Source organism: Xylophilus sp. GW821-FHT01B05 (assembly GCA_038961845.1).
Lineage (GTDB): Bacteria > Pseudomonadota > Gammaproteobacteria > Burkholderiales > Burkholderiaceae_C > Xylophilus.
Window position 1 is genome coordinate 3,552,789 of sequence record CP152408.1, and the last position, 16,658, is coordinate 3,569,446.

The window sequence follows — 16,658 nt, forward strand, 5'->3', positions numbered from 1 at the left end:
CTGATGCGTGCCGCCCTCTGGTTTCTGGCTCTGTTTGGCATAGCCGTCGCTGTCGCCCTGTTCGCAGGTAACAACCAGGGCACCGTGACGGTGTTCTGGCCGCCTTACCGCGTTGATCTGTCCCTGAACCTGATATTGCTCATGCTGTTCGGCGGCTTTGCGCTCTTGCATATCGCGCTGCGTGCCCTCGCCGCCTTGCTGGACCTGCCGGTGCAAGCCAACCGCTGGCGCACGCAACAAAAAGAGCGCGCCATGCACGTGGCGCTGCTCGATGCACTGGCGCATCTGAGCGCCGGGCGCTTCATCCGCTCGCGCAAGGCGGCCGAGGCGGCCATTGCCCAGGAAAAGGCCCTGGTCGGCAGCGGCGAACCTCTGGCCCATGCGGTGCAGGTACGCGCGCTGGCGCATCTGCTGGCGGCTGAGAGCGCCCATGCGCTGCAGGACCGCACCGCGCGTGACCACCACCTGGCCCAGGCACTGGAGCAGACGGCAGACAACCCCTCTGGCCCGGCGCAAGAAGTGCGCGAAGGCACGCAGCTGCGCGCAGCAGGCTGGGCACTGCAGGACCGCGACGCCCCCGCCGCACTGGAATGGCTCGAAGGCCTGCCCCAGGGCGCCGGGCGGCGCACGCTGGCGCTGCGGCTGCGGCTGCGTGCCACGCGGCTGGCGCGGCAGACGCAGCAGGCGCTGGAAACGGCACGGCTGCTGGCCAAGCACCGCGCCTTCTCCGCCGTGGCGGCCAGCAGCATCGTGCGCGGCCTGGCCACCGAACTGCTCAACGGCGCGCACGACACCGCGCAACTGACACGGGTCTGGCTATCGTTCGAACCCGCCGAGCGCGCCACGCCCGAACTCGCCATCCACGCCGCCAGCCGCCTGCAGCAATTGCAGGGCGATCCGTCACAGGTCCGTACCTGGCTGCTGCCGGCCTGGGAAGCCATGCTGACCGACGCCGACGCCCTGCCCAGCCTGCTGCAGGTGCGGCTGGTACGCACGCTGGAGGCCGACATGGCCTCGGTCGACGGCAGCTGGCTGGCGCGCATCGAAAACGCCCAACAGCACAACCCGCGCGACCCGCACCTGCAGTACCTGGCCGGCATGGCCTGCCTGCGGCGCCAGCTCTGGGGCAAGGCACAACAGCTGCTGGGCCAGGCAAGCCAGCAACTGCTGCAGCCCGAGCTGCGCAGCAGCGCCTGGCGCGCACTGGCCGAACTGGCCGAGCAGCGCGAGGACGCCGACGCTGCCGCCCAAGCCTGGCGCCAGGCCGCTGCGATCCGCTGAGCTTTCCGCGCGTATTCCACACGCCCCGCAGTGCCCCGGCACCCGGGGCGTTTCTACATCTGCACGCCTGACTTGGCAGGCTCCGGAAATTACGATAAAGTAAATCGATTACGAATAGTTAAACCATCAGACCTGCACTGATGAACAGGAGATCCTCATGTCCGCCGTGCTTACCGCCCCCTCCCGCCTCTCGCCGCAAAGCCTGGCCACGCTGCCGCCGCCCGCGGCCGTGCAGCAGTTGCACCACTACGCCTACAAGGCCAGGGATGCCGAGGAAACCCGGCACTTCTACGAAGACATCCTGGGCCTGCCGCTCTATCACATCATCCAGAGCGACCACGTGCCCAGCACTGGCGAGTACTGCCCCTACACCCACTTCTTCTTCCGCCTGAAGGACGGCTCCTTCATCGCCTTCTTCGACATCGGCGACGACACCGCCGCCCTGCCCTCGCCCAACACGCCGCTGTGGATCAACCACATCGCCTTCCGGGTGGACACGGTGCAAGAGCTGGAGAACACCAAGGCCCGGCTGCAGGCGCATGGTGTGGAGGTACTGGGCGTGACCGACCACCACATCTTCAAGAGCATCTATTTCTTCGACCCGAACGGCATCCGGCTGGAACTGACGGCCCAGCTCGCCGACGCCGTACAGATGCAGCGCGAAAGCACCACCGCCCACGCCCGCCTGGCCGAATGGACGGCGCGCAAGGAGCAATGGCGCCGCGACCGCGCCGCTGGCAAGGCCGTGGTCCAGCTCAAGCCGCAGCAGAACGACCGCCCCGAAGTCAGCAGCTCCAACTGACGCTACTATATTAATAGCTATTAGCCGGCTACCACCAAGCGTTTCAGGCACTTTTTCTTTAAAAAGCTCTTCGCTGCGGCGTCGCAGATAGACAAGGGGCGCGCCCGCTAAAATCGGCCGCTTGCCCCGTCATTCCAACGGCATCCACCACGTGATGCCGTTTTTCATTTCTCTACGCCATGAGCGACGCACAGCCCACTCCCCCAGCCCAGCCCGGCCTCAACAGCCTGTCCAAGTCCTTCGAGCCCGCCGCCCTTGAGGCGCACTGGGGGCCAGAGTGGGAGAAGCACGGCTACGCCGCCGCCGGCTACCGCGGCACCGGAGCGCCCAAAGCGGGCGCCGAGGCCTTCTCCATCCAGCTGCCGCCGCCCAATGTGACCGGCACGCTGCACATGGGCCATGCCTTCAACCAGACGGTGATGGACAGCCTCGCGCGCTACCACCGCATGAAGGGCGCCAACACGCTGTGGGTGCCGGGCACCGACCATGCGGGCATTGCCACGCAGATCGTGGTCGAGCGCCAGCTGCAAGAGCAAAAGCTCAGCCGCCACGACCTGGGCCGCAAGAACTTTGTCGCCAAGATCTGGGAGTGGAAGGAGAAGTCCGGCAACACCATCACCACGCAGATGCGCCGCCTGGGCGACAGCGTGGACTGGGGCCACGAGTACTTCACCATGGACGACAAGCTCTCGGGCGTGGTGACCGAGACCTTTGTGCGCCTGTACCAGCAAGGCCTGATCTACCGCGGCAAGCGCCTGGTCAACTGGGACCCGGCACTCAAAACCGCCGTGTCCGATCTGGAAGTGGAGAGCGAAGAAGAAGACGGCTCGCTCTGGCACATCCGCTACCCGCTGGCCGATGGCAGCGGCGAATCGCTGGTGGTCGCCACCACCCGGCCCGAGACCATGCTGGGCGACACCGCCGTGATGGTCCACCCCGAGGATGAGCGCTACCGCCACCTGATCGGCAAGCAGGTCACGCTGCCGCTGTGCGACCGCAGCATTCCCGTGATCGCCGACGACTACGTGGACAAGGCCTTCGGCACCGGCGTGGTCAAGGTCACGCCCGCCCACGACTACAACGACTATGCGGTCGGCCAGCGCCACGGCCTGCCGGTCATCGGCATCCTGACGCTGGACGCCACCGTCAACGACAACGCCCCTGAGAAATACCGCGGCCTGGACCGCTTCGTCGCGCGCAAGCAGATCGTTGCCGACCTCGACGCCCTCGGCCTGCTGGTCGAGGTCAAGAAGCACAAGCTCATGGTGCCGCGCTGCGTGCGTACCGGCCAGGTGGTCGAGCCCATGCTGACCGACCAGTGGTTCATGGCCATGAACAAGGTGGGCGAAGGCGACGCCACTGGCAAATCCATCGCGCAAAAAGCCATTGACGCGGTCGACAGCGGCGCGGTGCGCTTCGTGCCCGAGAACTGGGTCAACACCTACAACCAGTGGATGCACAACATCCAGGACTGGTGCATCAGCCGCCAGCTCTGGTGGGGCCACCAGATCCCGGCCTGGTACGACGAAGACGGCAAGGTCTACGTCGCCCGCGACGAGGCCGAGGCCCAAGCACAAGCGCCCGGCAAGACCCTGACCCGCGACGAAGACGTGCTGGACACCTGGTACTCGTCCGCGATGGTGCCCTTCAGCACCATGGGTTGGCCAAACCAGGGCACGGCAGACACCGACGACTTCAACCTCTACCTGCCCTCCTCGGTGCTGGTGACCGGCTACGACATCATCTTCTTCTGGGTCGCCCGGATGATCATGATGAGCACCCACTTCACCGGCCGAGTGCCCTTCAAGGACGTCTACATGCACGGCCTGGTGCTCGATGCCCAGGGCAAGAAGATGAGCAAGTCCGAAGGCAATGTGCTCGACCCGGTCGACCTGATCGACGGCATCGCGCTGGGCCCGCTGCTGGACAAGCGCACCACCGGCCTGCGCAAGCCCGAGACCGCGCCCAAGGTGCGCAAGCAGACCGAGAAGGAATTCCCCGACGGCATCCCCGCCTACGGCGCCGACGCGCTGCGCTTTACCTTCGCGGCCATGGCCTCGCTCGGCCGCAGCGTCAACTTCGACCCCAAGCGCTGCGAGGGCTATCGCAACTTCTGCAACAAGCTCTGGAACGCCACGCGCTTCGTGCTGATGAACTGCGAAGGCCAGGACTGCGGCCTGGTCGAACACAGCAAGGCCGACTGCGCCCCCGGTGGCAGCGCCCACGGCTACCTGCGCTTCAGCCAGGCCGACCGCTGGATCAGCTCCACCCTGCAGCGCGTCGAGGCCGAAGTCGCCAAGGGCTTTGTCGACTACCGCCTCGACCACGTCGCCAGCGCCATCTACGAGTTCGTCTGGAACGAGTTCTGCGACTGGTACCTGGAAATCGCCAAGGTGCAGATCCAGACCGGCGACGCAGCGCAACAGCGCGCCACCCGTCGCACCCTGATCCGCACGCTGGAAACCATCCAGCGCCTGGCGCACCCGATCATCCCCTTCATCACCGAAGAGCTGTGGCAAAAGGTCGCGCCCGTCGCTGGCCGTGCCGGCGCATCGGTCAGCATCGCCGCCTACCCCGAGAGCCAGCCCGAGCGCATCGACCCCGCAGCCGAGGCCTATGTCACCAAGCTCAAGGCCGTGGTCGACGCCTGCCGCACGCTGCGCGGCGAGATGAATGTCTCGCCCGCCACCCGGCTGCCGCTGTATGCGGTGGGCGACGCAGACTTCCTGCGCACCGCCATGCCGGCACTGCAGGCGCTGGCCAAGTTGGGCGAGGTCAAGCTCTTCGACGACGAAGCCAGCTGGCAGCAGGCCGCCGACGCCGCGCCCGTGGCCGTGGTGGGCGAGGCACGTATCTGCCTGCACATGGAGATTGACGTCGCGGCAGAGAAAGCGCGGCTGGGCAAGGAAGTGGCACGCCTGGAGGGCGAGATCGCCAAGGCCCACGCCAAGCTCGCCAACCAGGCCTTCGTCGCCAAGGCCCCGCCAGCCGTGATCGAGCAAGAGCACAAGCGCCTGACCGACTTCGGCACCGCCCTGGAGCGCCTGCGCGCACAACTTGTACGATTGACCTGACAGACACTTACCGGGCCTGCCGCTAGCATGGTCCGCTTGTTGCTGCGGCTCGGGGCTAGGCCCACGCCGCAGCAGTCGCTCACTCACCCGAAGGAACTCGCCTACATGACCTCTTCGTCCCGTCGCATCAAGAAAGCCGTGTTTCCCGTTGCCGGCCTTGGCACCCGCTTCCTGCCGGCCACCAAGGCCCAGCCCAAGGAAATGCTGCCGGTGGTGGACAAGCCGCTGATCCAGTACGCGGTGGAAGAAGCCTACGCAGCCGGCATCCGCCACATGATCTTCGTCACCGGCCGCAACAAGCGCGCCATCGAAGACCACTTCGACACCGCCTACGAGCTCGAGAACGAGCTGGAAGCCGCCAACAAACACGCGCTGCTGGCCCTGGTCAAGTCGATCCAGCCCGACGACATGGTGCTGTCCTACGTGCGCCAGCCGCGCATGCTGGGCCTCGGCCACGCCGTGCTGTGCGCCGAGCACCTGGTCGGCAACGACGCCTTCGCCGTGCTGCTGGCCGACGACCTGATGGTCGGCAAGCCACCGGTGCTGGCGCAGATGGCCCAGGTGTTCGAGCGCACCGGCGGCTCGGTGCTGGCGGTGCAGGAAGTGCCGCAAGAGCAGACCAAACGCTACGGCATCGTCGTCGGCGACACGGTGGAAGACCGCCTGCTCAAGGTCCAGCACATGGTCGAGAAGCCCGACCCAGCCGTTGCGCCCTCGCGCATGGGCGTGGCCGGCCGCTACATCCTCACGCCTGCCGTGTTCGAGCAGATCCGCCAGCAAAAGCAGGGCGTGGGCGGCGAGATCCAGCTCACCGACGGCATCGCCGGACTCATGAAGAACGAGTGGGTCTACGCCTGGCAGTACGAAGGCAAGCGCTACGACTGCGGCAGCAAGGAAGGCTTCCTGGAGGCCACCGTCGAACTCGCATTGCAGCACCCGGAAGTCGGCGCGAATTTCCGCGAATACCTGTCGACGCTCGACATCGGGAAGACGGCCTCGGCCTGAGCCTCGAACGCGCCGGACTAGCGCCGGCGCAGCACGTGGATGAAGTCGGTGCCCGCGGTCTGCTGCTCGACCAGCTCATTGCCAGTCTGGCGCGCAAAGGCCTGAAAGTCGCGCACCGAGCCCGCATCCGTCGACACCACGCGCAGCAACTGCCCGCTGTGCAGCTCAGACAGCGCCTTCTTGGCCTTGAGGATAGGCAGCGGGCAATTCAAGCCGCGGGTGTCGAGTTCTTTGTTGACTTCCATGCTGGGTTCCGTACAGAGGACGGGATTCTAGGCCGCAGGCGCCGGCCACTCCATGAAGACCGGTTCGCGCCCACGTGAACGCAGCCAATCGGCCAGCGCCAGGCCCGTGGCGGCAGGCCAGCAACGCAGTTCATCCAGGGCAAACATGCGGTACTCGGCCAGCTCGGGCGACAGCCGCACCTCGCCCGTGGCCTGCACGTGGTAGGCAATGATCACCTGGTTCATGCGCTGGAAGTCATAGACGCCAATCAGCTGCACCGATTGCGCGTACAGGTTGGTCTCTTCCTTCACCTCGCGCGCAATGCCCTCTTCGGGTTTCTCGCCGGCCTCCATGAAGCCGGTGATCAACGCGAACATGCGGTGCGTCCAGGCTGCATTGCGCGCCAGCAGCACCTGGCCATTCACCTCCACCACGGCCGCCAGTACCGGCGTCGGGTTGTTCCAGTGGGTCCAGCCGCAGGCGGCACAGCGCAGGCGCAGTTTCTCGCCGCCGTCTTCCATCCGCGCCATGGGCGCCAGCGCGCCCGCACACTGCGGGCAGAAGCGGTAATCCTGCTGCATTGCTACTCTTTCAATAGCTAATAGCCGGCACCCTGCCTGGGCTTAAGCACTGTTTCGTTCAAAAACTCAGGCGGGAAACACGCCGGTCGAGAGATAGCGATCACCACGGTCGCAGACGATGAAGGCGATGGTTGCGTTCTGCTCGCGCTGCGAGATCTGCTGCGCCACCCAGCAGGCGCCTGCCGCAGAAATACCCGCGAAGATGCCCTCTTCGCGCGCCAGGCGGCGGCACATTTCCTCGGCATCCGACTGGCTGACCAGCACCGTCTCATCCACCACGTTGGCGTCGTAGATCTGCGGCATGTACTCTGCGGGCCATTTGCGTATGCCCGGGATGCGCGAGCCCTCAGCCGGCTGCGCGCCGATGATGCGCACCGACGGTTTCTTTTCCTTGAGATAGCGCCCCACGCCGGTGATCGTGCCGGTGGTGCCCATGGCGCTCACAAAGTGGGTGATGCGGCCATGCGTGGCTTCCCAGATCTCGGGGCCCGTGGTCTCGTAGTGGATGCGCGGGTTGTCGGTATTGGCGAATTGGTCCAACACACGGCCCTTGCCGTCCTTCTGCATCTGCTCGGCCAGATCACGCGCGTACTCCATGCCGCCGCTCTTGGGCGTGAGGATCAGCTCGGCACCGAAAGCCTTCATGGTCTGCGCGCGCTCGATGGACAGGTCCTCCGGCATGATCAGCAGCATGCGGTAGCCCTTGATGGCCGCAGCCATCGCCAGCGCGATACCGGTATTGCCAGAGGTTGCCTCGATCAGCACATCGCCCGGCCGGATGTCGCCGCGCTCTTCCGCGCGCTGGATCATCGACAAGGCCGGCCGGTCTTTCACCGACCCCGCCGGGTTGTTGCCCTCAAGCTTGCCGAGCACCACGTTGCCCGAAACCGCACCCTCCGCCGCCCCAATGCGCTGCAGCGCAACAAGCGGCGTACGGCCGATGGTGTCTTCAATGGTGGGATATTTCATGGCTGCACTGTGCCATAATTTCAGACTTCGCTCCCGACGCCCGGGTGGTGAAATTGGTAGACGCAGGGGACTCAAAATCCCCCACCGAAAGGTGTGCCGGTTCGATTCCGGCCCCGGGCACCATTGATAAGTCTCGCAAGGTCTCAGAACCTCTCAAAACCCGCATGCGCCATAGGCATAGCGGGTTTTTCTTTGTCTCGCATCGCCCCGCTTGGTACCATGACATACCAACAATTTGTTGGTATTTTTGCTGGTACTTGGAAGTACCCGCTCTCAGAAGTACCAACAGGGAGAGTCCAAGGATGGCGCTGACAGATACGTTCGTGAAGAACGCCAAGCCCAACGGCTCGACGGCTGGGGAAAAGCACACGGATGGGCTGGGCCTGTACCTCCATGTGAAGGGCCCAGGCAAGTACTGGCGCATGAGCTACCGGTTCGCCGGGAAGCAGAAGACGCTGGCTCTAGGCGTCTACCCTGCCGTTTCGCTGGCGAAAGCCCGTGCCAAGCGTGACAAGGCCCGCGAGCTGCTTGCCGATGGGATCGATCCCAGCACCGCCAAGCGTGAGGAAAAGCGGGCGACTGCAGCAGCCATAGTGCACACCTTCGAAGGCGTGGCGCGAGACTGGCTGGAGAAGACAAGCGCCGACCGCATGCCCAGCACCCAGAACAAGATCACAACATGGCTTGAAAAGGACGTGCTGCCTTTCATCGGGTCCATGCCTATGCTCACTATCGGCCCACGGGACGTGCTGGCAGCTCTGCGCAAGATGGAAGCCCGCGGCGCCCTCGATAGCGTTCAGCGCGTCAAACAGGTTTGCGGCCAGGTGTTCCGGTACGCGGTCGCCACCGGCAGCGCAGAACGCGACGTAACACAGGATCTGAAGGGCGCCCTGACCAAGGCTACTTCCCGGCACTTCGCCGCGATCACTGAGCCCCAGCAGACGGGCGAACTATTGCGCTCGATCTTTGGGTACACCGGGCACCCGACCACCACAGCCGCCCTGAAGCTGTCGCCGCTGGTGTTTGTCCGGCCTGGCGAGCTGCGCACTGCGGAATGGGCAGAGATCGACCTGAACGCGGCAGAGTGGCGCATCCCAGGCAGCAAGATGAAGATGAAGGTTGACCACCTGGTGCCACTCGCCACGCAAGCGGTGGATCTGCTTCGCGGCCTGCACCCCGCCACCGGGCACGGCCGCTACGTGTTCCCCAGCCTGCGCACTGGCGAGCGCCCCATGAGCGAGAACACCATCAATGCAGCATTGCGCGGCATGGGCTACAGCGCAGAAGTGCACACCGCCCACGGGTTCCGCGCCATGGCCAGAACCATCATGGACGAGGTAATGGGCGAGCGCGTAGACCTGATCGAGCACCAACTGGCGCACGCGGTCAAGGATGTTAATGGCCGGGCCTACAACCGCACGGCACACCTACCGGCACGGCGAAAGATGATGCAGCGCTGGGCGGACTACCTGGACAAACTGCGTGTCGGCGCGGACGTGATCCAGTTCAAGGGCGGGCCGCGATGATGACCGCGTGGGCTGAATTTCTAGGAGTTGGCAATGGATGACGAAACGGACGACGGGATAGATCACGAAGCGCTTGACCGCTACAACGCAATCCGAGATGGGGCATGGGCCGATGCGGTAAAGGAGGTCTTCGAGATGAACCTTCCCTTGGAGATTGGCCTACCACGGAACATCTCCGGTTTGTGCACCCGTGCAAACGATCAGTACGCAAGGACCTATGACGGCTTGCAGGAACGCCACACCCACAAGTTGCCGGCGCTTTTCGCCTATGCACAGTGGGTCAAATGGGGATCTGCCTGGGATGGCGCCCATTGGTTTCGCCGCTCTATCGAGGACGGCACGGTAGGGGACAACGAGTACTGCCGCGAGCATTGCACGCCGGCCGGCTACGCGCGCACTGAAGGATGGGCTTACGCCGTCTTCAACAAGATGGCAGAACTGAAATTTCATGCCCTCTTTCGGGAAGTGCTGGAACATTTCGCCTTCGATGGCCCCCCGTCGGATCACGATGTGCTGCAGGCCCTGGAACTGCACTGGTTATGGCAGGCTAGCCAAGGCTGTGCATCTCATGCTGAGCTCTTGGAGGTTCTGCACGAAGCAGGAGAGGCTGGCGCCCTGGCGAACGGTCTTCACATGTGGGACGCGGGCGCCAGTACTTTGCTTGAGACCTTGGAGGCGGACCCCACCAGCAGCGCCGCAGTAAGCGTGCGTCGCGTACTGGCCAAAGCCGCTGCCGGCGTCCGCCATGCGCCGAACCAAGCGGTGCGCGAGCGGGTGGTTACGCGCTACAAAGCCGAACGCAGCCAGTTCACCAGCAAGGATGCTGCTGCCATCGCATACACCAAAGACTTTCCGTTCGAGTTCTCGACCATTCGGGATTGGTTGAAGGGCATCTGAGCCTGAGTCCTACTGCACAGCCCCGACCCTGCCAGCAAAGGGCCTAGCTTGCCAGCACAGGGCGAGTCATGCCCGTAGGCTGGCTTCAAACCTGACGGCAAGAAAAAGACAGTCACTCCACTCCCGCAGCACGATGCAACGCGGGTCGAAATGGAGTGACGCATGGCATCAATTGCCCAGTCTTACCGCCCGAAGGCCGCAGCCGAGCTGCTGGGCATCGGCACCGCAACCCTCTGGCGCTGGGTCAAGACCCGGCCCGACTTCCCCCAGCCGATCCGGCTATCTGCACGCTGCACGGTCATCCCCGGTGACCAGCTGATTGCCTGGCGCGATGCCCAGGCCGGTAAGGCGGTGCAGTGATGGCCCCGAGCTGGGAGATTCCTGCAGCGCAGGGAAGCGCTTGCACAGCATTTCGCGAAGCCTCACAATGCACCGTCCCGTCAAAAAAACGCGGGATCGGGATTGGTCTCCCGCTGAATCTCTGCGACGAAAGCCGCAGTTTCCCCGCAGGGTCTGCGGCTTTGTCGTTAGCGCCTCCAGTTTTTGGTGGCTCGACGTGCAGGCGCAAGCTTGGCCGGTTCTCGCAGGAGGTTCCCGGTAGACCAACTCGTCGAGCCACCGCCCCGATTGGTCTCGGGAGCGTTGGTTTTTGCAAACCGAACGTCCTGGAGGCCTGTCATGGCTGAGTCCGTCTGCGCGCGCACGTCTGCGCAATCCCCCGCCTGTTTTTCTACTGCGTACGCCAAACGTCCGCAGTGGTATCCATCTGCGCCGCGTCACGATCTGACCGTCGCGCTGGCACAGATCGACCGAGCGACCGTAGGCGCGGAGCCCGATGGCACCGAGCATCGCTTGTTGACCTTGGCATCTGACTGGCTGGCCCAGGTCGTCAAAGACCTTGCCTGCGCCCATGTCAGCGAAGACCACACCAGCGAGTTCTTCCACGCCCTGGGCGATGTCCTGGCGCTGGTCCACGGCGTCATGGCGCTGGACCTGCAAAGAGGCGATCAGAGCGCGTCTGCCCTGCGCGCTGCAGCCACTCTGATCGAGCGCGGGAAAGACACCCTCAGCGCCATGGAAGGCGGTGCCGAATGAGCTACCTCGCCAAGACCATCGACACCCCCATGAGCCCCGGCGAGATCCGCCAGCATGCCCGCGCCTGGTACGACCGGCAGATAGCGGTCCTGGCCCAGGCACACGGCGCCAGTTGGCCGCAGCACCAGGGCTGGATCAATGACTACCTGCGGGAGGAACTGCGCGAGCGGCTGCATGAGCTTGGATGGAGGGCCCCCGCATGAGAGACGCACTCGACGTGCTGGATGAGTTGCTGCCCGACCAGGCACCGCCGCAGCGGCCCAGGCACAAGGCCAAGCCCTCGACGCCGGCTGCCGACCCTGTAGCCAGCGAGCGCACTGCCGTCAGTGATGGCGTGGTGCTGTTGTGCGGTAGCTCCATCACGCCGCAACCCATTGCGTGGCTGTGGCCGGGATGGCTGGCAGAAGGAAAATTCCATGTCCTGGCCGGCGCACCTGGTCAGGGCAAGACCACCATTGCCATCACGCTGGCGGCCACCATCACCATGGGCGGCTACTTCCCCGACGGCACCCGCTGCGCTCAGGGCAACGTGCTGATCTGGTCCGGCGAGGACGACCCGGCCGACACACTGCTGCCCCGCCTGATCGCGGCCGGTGGCAATCCTGCCCGGATTTACTTCGTGGCCGGCTCCCAGGTGCAAGGGGACATCGTGCCGTTCGACCCGGCCCGCGACATGATCCAGTTGATGGCGGCGGTGGACCGCATCGGCGGCGTGCGTTTGCTGATCGTCGATCCCGTGGTCAGTGCCGTGGCCGGAGACAGCCACAAGAACACTGAGGTCCGGCGCGCCTTGCAGCCCTTGGTCGACCTGGCCAGCCTGACCGGCGCCGCGGTGCTGGGCATCAGCCATTTCTCAAAAGGCGGGCAAGGGCAGGACCCAACCCAGCGCGTGGTGGGCTCCATTGCCTTCTCGGCCGTCGCTCGCGTGGTGCTGGTGGCCGCCAAGGTCAAGACCGTCGAAGGTGAAGACCGCAGGATCCTGGCGCGCTCGAAATCCAACATCGGGCCGGACGATGGGGGCTTCGAGTACCACCTGGAGCAGATCGAGGCGCTGCCTGGTATCCAGGCTTCACGGGTTGCGTGGGGCGCGTCGGTGGCCGGCAGTGCGCGCGATCTGTTGGCCGAGCCCGATGACGGGGAGGACGCCGGAGAAAGCGCAGGCGATGCGGCAGCGCTACTGCGTGAAGCACTGGAAGGCGACGGCTGGCACCCTGCAAAGGAGGCCAACAAGGTACTGACTGATGCCGGCTTCACGAAGAAGCAGATCTGGAACGCCTCCAAAAAGCTGGCTGTCATTCGCCGCAAAGGGGCAATGAAGGAGGGGTGGTACTGGCGATTGCCCGGCGGAAATGCCCCCGAAGATTCCCTGGAAGATTCCGAACATTCCACGTTTAGGAATGTGGAATCTACGGAACCTTCGCGGGAATCTTCGGGCGAAGACATGCCCACCGAAGCCAACTTGTCCACGACAAGCGCTCATGTTGGCCACTCTCAAAACGTGGACAAGTTGGACAACATGGCCAAGTTGGACAACTTGCCGCCAACGGCCGCGCCCAGCGAGGAATCGTTCTGATGAGCGCCGATGCCTACCGCGTGCTGCACGACGCGGGGCTCCACGCCCGCGCGGTTGCTGGCCGGCTGATCGTCGGTCCAACTGAACAACTGGACGACGCCCTACGGGAGTTCATCCGATTCCACAAGCCCGGTCTGTTGCGAGTGTTGGCCGAGGCCGAACAAGCCACCGCCGATCTGCTTGCCGCCGCCATGCGGGCTTGCGACCACTACGGTGACAGCCCCGCCGCACGCGAGCAGATGCGCGCCGAATGCCTGGCGACACCACCGCACCTCCAGCTCGATCTGCTGGGGCACCTGCGCGAAACCTACCCCGTTGCCACCCACCCCAAGAACACCCCATGAACACAACCGCCCGCACCGCCGCCCAGCTCCACACCCCGCTACAGCACTACGTCGCTCTGCTGCTGGCCGGTGAGGCGCCCATGAAGCACGACGACGTGCGCCTGCCGACCATCCTCGAAGAAATCAGGATCGCCACCCGGGACCCCGAGGCGCGCACCGCGCTGGCCCTGTTCCTTCTGGCCCAGGTCAATGGCGGCCTGCGCGCCAGCATCCACACCGAGAAGGCCGTGCTGCGCGCCCAGGAGGACCCCGATGCGAACTGAACCCGCCGTGAGTCGCTACATGCGTCGCCAGGCCGTCGCCTTCGAGCTGGGGATCGGCCGCCACACCCTGAGCCGCATGCTCAAGCGCGACGCCACCTTTCCCCTGTTCTTCGCCATCACGCCCGGCGTCGAGGTGATCGCCCGCGAGGACTTCGACCGTTGGTTGCGGGAAAAGCGCCTCGCCTCCCAGATGCGCCAGGTTGGTACCACCAGCACCGAGGCGCTACCGGTCTAGACATTGCGGCGCATGGAGTGACAGCCGGACGATCAAGCCTTCATCTTTTTGAAGGTCACCCATGTCCGCACTAGCAAAACTCCGTGCCCAGCACGATGCAAAGGTCGAGGAAGCCCGCGTCCTGATGGCGAAATACCCATCCGACAAGCGCATGCCGCCCGAGGCGGCCGAGCAGGTCGATTCCGTGATTGCCGAGGCAGAGCGCATTAGCGGCCAGATCTCCGCGCTGATGGCAGCGCAACACGCCGCCGGCGAGAGCTGGGCCGGTGGCTCCGGTAGCGGCCAGGCCGAGGGCGGCGTGCGCGTCCTTCGCAATGCCGACGACGTGCGCAGCCACTACGCCGGCCGTAGCGCGGCGCAGAGTGCCACGACCGAGCGGTTCGACCTGCACGACTTCGTGCGCGGCGTCGCCGGCATGCAGACGACCGCAGCGGTATCGGCCAGCCTCTCGGTCGGCACCGACTCCAGCGGTGGCTACGCGGTGCCCAGCATCGTCATGCCGGGCATCCTCGAAGCGCTCATGCCCGCCTCGGCCCTGCTGCAAGCCGGCGCCGGCATCGTGCCCCTCGACAACGGAGCCAAGAAGTTCACCTTCGCCGCGGTGGACAGCGTACCGACCGCAGCCTGGCGCTTGGAGAACGGCGACGTGCAGGAGAGCGAGCCCACATTCCGGGCAGTGACCGCCGCGCCGAAATCGTTGGCCTTCTACTTCAAGGTCTCCCGCGAGCTGCTTGCCGACGCCGGCAACATGACCGCCGCGCTTACCCTGGCCATTGCCCAGGCGTTCGCCAAGGAGTTGGACCGGGCCGGCCTGCGGGGCAGCGGTACTGAGCCCGAGCCCCGGGGCATCCTCAACACCCCCGGCGTGCAGGTGGTGGCCAACGGCGCGAATGGGGCGGCCCTGGCCGGATACGGAGGCTTCTTCACTGCGACAGCCGCGCTGCTGGGGGTGAATGCCTCGGTGCCCACCGCGGCGATCATGAGCCCACGCAGCCTGGTGAAGCTGGGCGGGCTGGTCGACAGCACCGGCCAGCCGCTGCGGGTGCCGGGCATGCTCGAGAACGTGAAGCTGCTGGCCACCCCGGCGATCCCCGACAACATCACCACCGGCACCAGCAACGACACAAGCGAGCTCTACCTGGGCGACTTCTCGCGGGTGGTGTTCATGATGCGTGAGCAGATGTCGATTCAGCTGCTGCGAGAGGCCTTCGCCACCACGGGGCAAATCGGCTTCATGTGCCACGTCCGCGCAGATGTGGCCGTCACCTATCCCCAGGCCCTGGCGGTGGTGAAGGGTGTGCGCCCCTGAGCACCTGATGAACGAGGGCGTTACTCGGTGAGTGGCCCAGCAAGTGAATAACCCCGAGAGCATGCGGCGGAAGATCGCCCGCGCGGCATGCATCCATCTTGCAACCCCGCATGGTTCGCCCAGCGGGTTTTTTTGCTGCGCGGTGTACGCTTGCGGCGGAGGTGAATATGGACGGAAGCTGGACGGAATACGCATCCGCTGTTGGCTCAGTCGCCAGTGCGATCGCTGCAACCCTCGCGTGGCGAACAGCACGCGAATCTACGGCCCTGGCGAAGAAGGCTTCGGAGCGGGCCGATCGAGAGTTTGCTGACCTGCAAGAGCAGAAGAAAACTCTCGCGGCAACGCGTCTGCGATTGGCTGTGGAACAGGTAGAAGCGACGGCCAATGATGCTCAGCTCGCCATTCAGCAATCGGCACAGCTGCACGGGTCGTACGGCGGTTCCCACATGAAGTTGGCATTGGCGGAGGTGGAAGCGCAGAGGCTTGCCGGCATGGGCCATTCAGCCGGCCGCGATGCAACGAGCGAAGAGTCAAAGGAGCGTGACGCCGGCGAGACGTCAGTGCGCCAGTTGGAGGCGGAGGCGGCTGTGGCCAGGCTGACCTACATCCGCGACGGAGCTCGTCGGGCTTCACAGAGCATCGTGGAGGCACGAGCGGCAGCGGAAAGGGCGCGGGGTGGGTAAGCTGTGAACGAAGCGGCCGTGGCCCGTCTAGCCCCGACCTCGCCCGTCGTTGGCAGGTAGGGGGGGCTACAAAGGTCAACCGGTCGAGGCCGGAAACCGAGCGGTTCCCCACGCGCAGATTATTTCCCCCGCCATGAAGACAATCAAACGGCCAGCCAATCAAAGATCGGCGGCAACCCGCATGAATGTTGGGCCAGGGGCCTCTTTGAATTCCTTTTGATTTTGTACGGCAAATGCGCCGGCATTCCAAATGCTCCGTTGGCGGTCTGGCGATATGCTCGGCCTCGCATCACGCCCGAGGGAACCGGCAGTTGCTTCCAAAACCAACGGAGATCTTATGCAATTCGAAGTCACCCACATCCACAAAATTCCACGAGATGATCCGTACCGCTCGATTACTTTCATTGGGCACGAACAGGCCAGCCTTGCCGATGCGGTCAGCTGGAAACTAACGCCGGCCGACGCTGCGCGGGGGATCGCCAGAGGGGACTTTGAGCTTTTTGTCACGGTGAAGGGGCTGCTATCGCAGGGCATCATCGGGTCAGTCCTAGGTGGCGATCGCAGGGTTCGGGTTGTCCCCATGGACCTGGGCCTTCTAGGTGATCCGTACGTAAAGACAGAGAGCGACGATACGGAGTCGAATAATTTGCTGACGCTTCCCGAATTCACACAGCTTGTACCGATGCGATCCCCGCTCTGATTCGACCTGCAGGGCGAGAAGCACCGGTAAATGTTGGTACTTTTGATGGTACTTTTCTGACCCTTGCTCAAAAAATTCAAGGTTGTCGCGGTTCAA

19 protein-coding genes and 1 tRNA gene are annotated in these 16,658 nt (G+C 64.7%); 17 read left to right on the forward strand and 3 right to left on the reverse strand.

The window, feature by feature from the left end; translation table 11 throughout:
- Window positions 1-3 precede the first annotated feature (3 nt).
- From AAFF27_16535 to galU, 4 genes are all read left to right on the forward strand, one after another.
- Window positions 4-1,281 carry a heme biosynthesis HemY N-terminal domain-containing protein gene (locus AAFF27_16535; protein ID XAH21622.1) on the forward strand — a complete coding sequence of 426 codons (1,278 nt, stop codon included), beginning with the start codon at window positions 4-6 and terminating at the stop codon, window positions 1,279-1,281.
- 157 nt (window positions 1,282-1,438) lie between these two features.
- Window positions 1,439-2,083: a VOC family protein gene (locus tag AAFF27_16540; GenBank protein ID XAH21623.1), complete on the forward strand. Its 645-nt coding sequence runs from the start codon at window positions 1,439-1,441 to the stop codon at window positions 2,081-2,083.
- Between the two features lie 179 nt (window positions 2,084-2,262).
- Window positions 2,263-5,157 carry a valine--tRNA ligase gene (locus AAFF27_16545; protein ID XAH21624.1) on the forward strand — a complete coding sequence of 965 codons (2,895 nt, stop codon included), beginning with the start codon at window positions 2,263-2,265 and terminating at the stop codon, window positions 5,155-5,157.
- 105 nt (window positions 5,158-5,262) lie between these two features.
- Window positions 5,263-6,162 carry a UTP--glucose-1-phosphate uridylyltransferase GalU gene (gene galU, locus AAFF27_16550; GenBank protein ID XAH21625.1) on the forward strand — a complete coding sequence of 300 codons (900 nt, stop codon included), beginning with the start codon at window positions 5,263-5,265 and terminating at the stop codon, window positions 6,160-6,162.
- Between the two features lie 17 nt (window positions 6,163-6,179).
- Here the strand turns inward: galU and AAFF27_16555 are convergent, their stop codons facing one another.
- The 3 genes from AAFF27_16555 to cysM all read right to left on the reverse strand — a co-directional run bounded on the left by AAFF27_16555 (window position 6,180) and on the right by cysM (window position 7,937).
- Window positions 6,180-6,407 (reverse strand): sulfurtransferase TusA family protein, encoded by a 228-nt coding sequence (locus AAFF27_16555; protein XAH21626.1) that lies wholly within the window; start codon window positions 6,405-6,407, stop codon window positions 6,180-6,182.
- 27 nt (window positions 6,408-6,434) lie between these two features.
- Window positions 6,435-6,968, reverse strand: a complete 534-nt coding sequence (locus AAFF27_16560) for an NUDIX hydrolase (protein XAH21627.1) — start codon at window positions 6,966-6,968, stop codon at window positions 6,435-6,437.
- 66 nt (window positions 6,969-7,034) lie between these two features.
- Window positions 7,035-7,937 carry a cysteine synthase CysM gene (gene cysM / locus AAFF27_16565; protein XAH21628.1) on the reverse strand — a complete coding sequence of 301 codons (903 nt, stop codon included), beginning with the start codon at window positions 7,935-7,937 and terminating at the stop codon, window positions 7,035-7,037.
- A 38-nt stretch (window positions 7,938-7,975) separates the two neighbouring features.
- Between cysM and AAFF27_16570 the strand changes: the two genes are divergently transcribed.
- From AAFF27_16570 to AAFF27_16630, 13 genes are all read left to right on the forward strand, one after another.
- A tRNA-Leu gene (locus AAFF27_16570) sits at window positions 7,976-8,060 on the forward strand.
- 179 nt (window positions 8,061-8,239) lie between these two features.
- Window positions 8,240-9,463 carry an integrase arm-type DNA-binding domain-containing protein gene (locus tag AAFF27_16575; GenBank protein XAH21629.1) on the forward strand — a complete coding sequence of 408 codons (1,224 nt, stop codon included), beginning with the start codon at window positions 8,240-8,242 and terminating at the stop codon, window positions 9,461-9,463.
- A 33-nt stretch (window positions 9,464-9,496) separates the two neighbouring features.
- Entirely contained in the window at window positions 9,497-10,360 is an 864-nt protein-coding gene (locus AAFF27_16580) for a hypothetical protein (GenBank protein XAH21630.1), read from the forward strand.
- A gap of 162 nt (window positions 10,361-10,522) precedes the next feature.
- Window positions 10,523-10,720 carry an AlpA family phage regulatory protein gene (locus AAFF27_16585; protein XAH21631.1) on the forward strand — a complete coding sequence of 66 codons (198 nt, stop codon included), beginning with the start codon at window positions 10,523-10,525 and terminating at the stop codon, window positions 10,718-10,720.
- Window positions 10,721-11,038: 318 nt separating this feature from the next.
- Entirely contained in the window at window positions 11,039-11,455 is a 417-nt protein-coding gene (locus tag AAFF27_16590; protein XAH21632.1) for a hypothetical protein, read from the forward strand.
- Window positions 11,452-11,658, forward strand: a complete 207-nt coding sequence (locus AAFF27_16595) for a hypothetical protein (protein XAH21633.1) — start codon at window positions 11,452-11,454, stop codon at window positions 11,656-11,658. Before AAFF27_16590 ends, AAFF27_16595 begins: the two co-directional genes overlap by 4 nt.
- Window positions 11,655-13,028, forward strand: a complete 1,374-nt coding sequence (locus AAFF27_16600; GenBank protein XAH21634.1) for an AAA family ATPase — start codon at window positions 11,655-11,657, stop codon at window positions 13,026-13,028. The genes AAFF27_16595 and AAFF27_16600 overlap by 4 nt, the downstream gene beginning before the upstream one ends.
- Window positions 13,028-13,372, forward strand: a complete 345-nt coding sequence (locus AAFF27_16605) for a hypothetical protein (protein XAH21635.1) — start codon at window positions 13,028-13,030, stop codon at window positions 13,370-13,372. The genes AAFF27_16600 and AAFF27_16605 overlap by 1 nt, the downstream gene beginning before the upstream one ends.
- The gene (locus AAFF27_16610) at window positions 13,369-13,635 is read left to right on the forward strand and encodes a hypothetical protein (protein ID XAH21636.1); all 267 of its coding nucleotides are present in this window, start codon (window positions 13,369-13,371) and stop codon (window positions 13,633-13,635) included. The genes AAFF27_16605 and AAFF27_16610 overlap by 4 nt, the downstream gene beginning before the upstream one ends.
- On the forward strand, window positions 13,625-13,870 hold the full coding sequence (locus AAFF27_16615) for a hypothetical protein (GenBank protein ID XAH21637.1): 246 nt from the start codon (window positions 13,625-13,627) through the stop codon (window positions 13,868-13,870). Before AAFF27_16610 ends, AAFF27_16615 begins: the two co-directional genes overlap by 11 nt.
- Before the next feature lie 61 nt (window positions 13,871-13,931).
- Complete coding sequence (locus AAFF27_16620) at window positions 13,932-15,179, forward strand: phage major capsid protein (GenBank protein ID XAH21638.1); 1,248 nt, start codon at window positions 13,932-13,934, stop codon at window positions 15,177-15,179.
- A 167-nt stretch (window positions 15,180-15,346) separates the two neighbouring features.
- Window positions 15,347-15,862: a hypothetical protein gene (locus AAFF27_16625; GenBank protein ID XAH21639.1), complete on the forward strand. Its 516-nt coding sequence runs from the start codon at window positions 15,347-15,349 to the stop codon at window positions 15,860-15,862.
- 337 nt (window positions 15,863-16,199) lie between these two features.
- Window positions 16,200-16,562: a DUF3892 domain-containing protein gene (locus AAFF27_16630; protein XAH21640.1), complete on the forward strand. Its 363-nt coding sequence runs from the start codon at window positions 16,200-16,202 to the stop codon at window positions 16,560-16,562.
- Window positions 16,563-16,658 lie beyond the last annotated feature (96 nt).

What these genes read in the sequence shown, in the direction of transcription:
- AAFF27_16535 (XAH21622.1), top strand. Translation starts at nt 4, where the DNA reads ATGCGTGCCGCCCTCTGGTTTCTGGCTCTGTTTGGCATAGCCGTCGCT.
- AAFF27_16540 (XAH21623.1), top strand. Translation starts at nt 1,439, where the DNA reads ATGTCCGCCGTGCTTACCGCCCCCTCCCGCCTCTCGCCGCAAAGCCTG.
- AAFF27_16545 (XAH21624.1), top strand. Translation starts at nt 2,263, where the DNA reads ATGAGCGACGCACAGCCCACTCCCCCAGCCCAGCCCGGCCTCAACAGC.
- galU (XAH21625.1), top strand. Translation starts at nt 5,263, where the DNA reads ATGACCTCTTCGTCCCGTCGCATCAAGAAAGCCGTGTTTCCCGTTGCC.
- AAFF27_16555 (XAH21626.1), bottom strand. Translation starts at nt 6,407, where the DNA reads ATGGAAGTCAACAAAGAACTCGACACCCGCGGCTTGAATTGCCCGCTG.
- AAFF27_16560 (XAH21627.1), bottom strand. Translation starts at nt 6,968, where the DNA reads ATGCAGCAGGATTACCGCTTCTGCCCGCAGTGTGCGGGCGCGCTGGCG.
- cysM (XAH21628.1), bottom strand. Translation starts at nt 7,937, where the DNA reads ATGAAATATCCCACCATTGAAGACACCATCGGCCGTACGCCGCTTGTT.
- AAFF27_16575 (XAH21629.1), top strand. Translation starts at nt 8,240, where the DNA reads ATGGCGCTGACAGATACGTTCGTGAAGAACGCCAAGCCCAACGGCTCG.
- AAFF27_16580 (XAH21630.1), top strand. Translation starts at nt 9,497, where the DNA reads ATGGATGACGAAACGGACGACGGGATAGATCACGAAGCGCTTGACCGC.
- AAFF27_16585 (XAH21631.1), top strand. Translation starts at nt 10,523, where the DNA reads ATGGCATCAATTGCCCAGTCTTACCGCCCGAAGGCCGCAGCCGAGCTG.
- AAFF27_16590 (XAH21632.1), top strand. Translation starts at nt 11,039, where the DNA reads ATGGCTGAGTCCGTCTGCGCGCGCACGTCTGCGCAATCCCCCGCCTGT.
- AAFF27_16595 (XAH21633.1), top strand. Translation starts at nt 11,452, where the DNA reads ATGAGCTACCTCGCCAAGACCATCGACACCCCCATGAGCCCCGGCGAG.
- AAFF27_16600 (XAH21634.1), top strand. Translation starts at nt 11,655, where the DNA reads ATGAGAGACGCACTCGACGTGCTGGATGAGTTGCTGCCCGACCAGGCA.
- AAFF27_16605 (XAH21635.1), top strand. Translation starts at nt 13,028, where the DNA reads ATGAGCGCCGATGCCTACCGCGTGCTGCACGACGCGGGGCTCCACGCC.
- AAFF27_16610 (XAH21636.1), top strand. Translation starts at nt 13,369, where the DNA reads ATGAACACAACCGCCCGCACCGCCGCCCAGCTCCACACCCCGCTACAG.
- AAFF27_16615 (XAH21637.1), top strand. Translation starts at nt 13,625, where the DNA reads ATGCGAACTGAACCCGCCGTGAGTCGCTACATGCGTCGCCAGGCCGTC.
- AAFF27_16620 (XAH21638.1), top strand. Translation starts at nt 13,932, where the DNA reads ATGTCCGCACTAGCAAAACTCCGTGCCCAGCACGATGCAAAGGTCGAG.
- AAFF27_16625 (XAH21639.1), top strand. Translation starts at nt 15,347, where the DNA reads ATGGACGGAAGCTGGACGGAATACGCATCCGCTGTTGGCTCAGTCGCC.
- AAFF27_16630 (XAH21640.1), top strand. Translation starts at nt 16,200, where the DNA reads ATGCAATTCGAAGTCACCCACATCCACAAAATTCCACGAGATGATCCG.